This is a genomic window from Promicromonospora citrea (assembly GCF_013004695.1).
Taxonomy (GTDB): Bacteria; Actinomycetota; Actinomycetes; order Actinomycetales; family Cellulomonadaceae; genus Promicromonospora; species Promicromonospora citrea.
Genome location: NZ_JABEMG010000237.1, coordinates 1 through 3,488, shown reverse-complemented (window position 1 = coordinate 3,488; position 3,488 = coordinate 1). Strand labels below are relative to the sequence as shown.

Sequence of the window (3,488 nt, the reverse complement as noted above, 5' to 3'; positions counted from 1 at the left end):
CTCGTGAAAACCCGGCCGGATCGCCTGTTCGCGGCGGACTTTTGCGTGGGAGGGGCGGCGCGCCGGACGACGTCCCACGGGGCGCACCCGTGGACGCCCCGGCACCAGGCGTACCGGTCCGTCCCGCGCCCCGCGCCGCCGACCTCGCCTTCCGCTCGGCGGCCGAGCCCTTCGCGGCAGCACCCTTCGCCGCACCGGTGGCCGCCGTCCCGCGCACCGGACCGGTGGACGAGGTCGTCGCCGAGCCCTTCGCTGCGCCCGGCGCGGACCCCCGCGCCCCGCCCTTCGCGGTCGACCCTCTCGGCGCGGCACCCTTCCCGGTCCCCGTGCCCGAACCGCGCGTGGACGACGCCCCGCTCGAGCCCTTCCCCCGCGGCGCGCCGGTACCGCGCGGCTCCGCCCCGGAGCGCGCACCTGTGCTGCGCGCAGGGCCCGAGGGCCGCGCCGGGCGTCGTGACGAAGGCATGCGTTGATTGTGCCGATTCGCCGGGCCAGGACCCCCGCATTGCCCCCGGCGCGCCGCCCCTCCCACGCAAAAGTCCGCCGCGAACAGGCGATCCGGCCGGGTTTTCACGAGGAATCCGTGCCGAACCGCCTGCTCGCGGCGGACCTTGGAGCAGGGGCGGGTCAGGCCTGGAAGCGCGGGAAGGCCGAGCGACCGGCGTACGTGCCGGCCTCGTCCAGGGCCTCCTCGATGCGCAGCAGCTGGTTGTACTTGTTGATGCGCTCGCCACGGGCCGGGGCGCCGGTCTTGATCTGGCCGGCGTTGGTCGCGACCGACAGGTCGGCGATCGTGGTGTCCTCGGTCTCGCCGGAACGGTGCGAGGTCATCGTGGTGAAGCCGTTGCGCTGCGCGAGCGTCACGGCGTCGAGGGTCTCGGTGAGCGTGCCGATCTGGTTGAGCTTGACCAGCAGCGAGTTCGCCGACTTGAGCTCGATGCCCTTGGCGAGGCGCTCCGGGTTGGTGACGAACAGGTCGTCGCCCACGATCTGCACCTTGTCGCCGACCTTGCTCATCAGGCCCGCCCAGGAGTCCCACTCGTCCTCGGACAGCGGGTCCTCGATGGAGACCAGCGGGTAGTCGGCCACGAGCTGCTCGTAGTACGCGATCATCTCGTCCGGCGTCTTCTTGCCGCCCTCGAAGGCGTACACGCCGTCGGAGAAGAACTCCGTCGAGGCGACGTCGAGCGCGAGCGCCACGTCGGTGCCCGGGGTCAGGCCCGCGCGCTCGATCGCGACGAGGATGAGGTCCAGCGCCTCGCGGTTGCTGCCGAGGTTGGGGGCGAAACCGCCCTCGTCGCCCAGGCCGGTGGCCAGGCCCTTCTCCTTCAGCACGGACTTGAGGGAGTGGTACACCTCGGTGCCGGTGCGCAGCGCCTCACGGAAGGTCGGGGCGCCGATCGGCGCGACCATGAACTCCTGGATGTCCACGTTCGAGTCCGCGTGGGACCCGCCGTTGAGGATGTTCATCATCGGGACGGGCAGCACGTGCGCGTTCGGGCCACCCACGTAGCGGAACAGGTCCAGGCCGGAGCTCTTGGCGGCGGCCTTCGCGACGGCGAGCGAGACGCCCAGGATCGCGTTCGCACCCAGCTTGCCCTTGTTCGGCGTGCCGTCCAGGTCCAGCAGCGCCTGGTCGACGATGCGCTGCTCCTCGGCGTCGTACCCGACGAGCTCGGGGGCGATCTCGTCGTTGACGGCCGCGACCGCCTTCTCGACGCCCTTGCCCAGGTAACGGCCCTTGTCGCCGTCACGGAGCTCGACCGCCTCGAACGCGCCGGTCGACGCGCCGGACGGGACCGCCGCACGAGCGAAGGTGTCGTCGTCGAGGACGATCTCCACCTCCACGGTGGGGTTGCCGCGCGAGTCGAGGATCTCGCGCGCTCCAACGGCTTCGATGCTAGCCACGGGTGCTCCTTCTCGGGATGTTGCTCGGAGGTTACGGCCCCCAGCCTAGGACCTCCGGCGCGACGGCGGGGAACCGTCCACAGCCCGGCACGACGCCGTTCTCCGCCTCCGGCGCGCCCCGCGCTTCACAGCCTCGTCACAGGCCCACGACAGGGCCGCCACAGCCGCCCTGCCTAGCGTCCGGAGGGTCCGCGCGGACACCAGACCTCTTCTCGAACCTCTCCCGGACCCCAGGCAGGAGCCCATGTTCTTCACCACACTGCGCAGAGAGCTGCGCAACCGACGCAGGCAGACGGTCGTCGTCGCCATCGGTCTCGCGCTCGCCGTCGCGCTGGTCATCGTCGTCGACGCGGTCGCAGCGGGGGTGCGTAACGCCCAGGCCGAGGTCCTCGAGTCCGTCTACGGCGTGGGCACCGACATCACCGTGACCGAGCCCGCCGCGGGCCCGGGCGAGGGTGGCGGCCCGCGCCGCTTCGACTTCGACGCCGACGACGGCGAGGCGGGTGACGACGGCACCCGCGCCCTCTCCCAGGACCGTCTCGGCACCGCGATGGGCGCCGCATCGTTCGCCGACGACGCCGTCGGCGCCGTCGCGGCGCTCGACCACGTGTCCGGGGTCGCCGCGACGCTCGGCCTGGAGAACATGTCGTTCTCCGGAGAGCTGCCCGACGTCGAGGCGCTCCAGGAGGGCGACGGCCCCGTGGGCCTGCGCGTCGGGCCCGGCGGCTCCGGCGAGGCCTCGGCGGGCGGGTCGACCTTCGAGATCGACCGGCTCACGGTCACCGGCGTCGACCCCGGCGCGGCCGCCGTCGGGCCGCTGACCACCGCGGAACTCGCCGACGGCCGAACGCTCGAGGCAGGCGACGAGGACGTCGTCGTGCTCGACGCCTCCTACGCCGAGCGCGAGGAGCTCGCCGTGGGCGACACGATCTCGGTCGGCGGCGAGGAGCTCGAGGTGGTCGGTACGGTCGCCTCGACGACCGGCGACGACGTCGCGACGCCGTCCGACGTCTACCTCCCGCTGGCCACGGCTCAGCGCCTCGCGGACCTCGACGGCCAGGTCACCGACCTCTACGTGCAGGTCGACTCCTCCTCGAACGTCGACGCCGTCGCCGCCGCGATCCAGGACGTGCTGCCGGACGCGTCCGTCAGCACGCAGTCGGACCTCGCGGAGAACGTGACCGGGTCGCTGTCCACGGCGTCCGACCTGGTCGGCACGCTCGGCACGGCGCTCGGCGCGATCGTGCTCGCCGCGGCGTTCGGCCTCGCGATCCTGTTTACCGTCTCGGGCGTGAACCGCCGCACCCGCGAGCTCGGCACGCTCAAGGCGATCGGCTGGAGCAGGCGCCGCGTCGTGGGCCAGGTGGCGGGCGAGTCGGTGGTGCAGGGGCTCGTCGGCGGCGTCGCGGGCCTCGCGCTCGGCGTCCTCGCGGTGTGGGCCGTCAACCTCGCGGGCATCACGCTGAGCGGCTCGTCGGGCGGCCTGGTGCTCGGTGGCCCGGCGGGCGGCCCGCCTCCCGGCGGTGAGGCGCCGGGCGGCGCCGCGCCCGCGGGCGGGGCCGTGTTCGGCCAGGCGGGTC

3 protein-coding genes are annotated in these 3,488 nt (G+C 73.3%); 2 read left to right on the top strand and 1 reads right to left on the bottom strand.

What is annotated here, in order from left to right; translation table 11 throughout:
- Positions 1-89 precede the first annotated feature (89 nt).
- A complete protein-coding gene (locus tag HLB15_RS22990; protein WP_171109022.1) occupies positions 90-473 on the top strand; it encodes a hypothetical protein in 384 nt (127 codons plus the stop codon).
- A gap of 154 nt (positions 474-627) precedes the next feature.
- Here HLB15_RS22990 and eno read toward each other — a convergent pair whose 3' ends face one another.
- Positions 628-1,908, bottom strand: a complete 1,281-nt coding sequence (gene eno / locus HLB15_RS22985) for a phosphopyruvate hydratase (protein ID WP_171109020.1) — start codon at positions 1,906-1,908, stop codon at positions 628-630.
- A gap of 244 nt (positions 1,909-2,152) precedes the next feature.
- Here eno and HLB15_RS22980 point away from each other — a divergent pair.
- On the top strand, positions 2,153-3,488 hold a 1,336-nt coding region (locus HLB15_RS22980), incomplete at its 3' end, for an ABC transporter permease (RefSeq protein ID WP_171109017.1).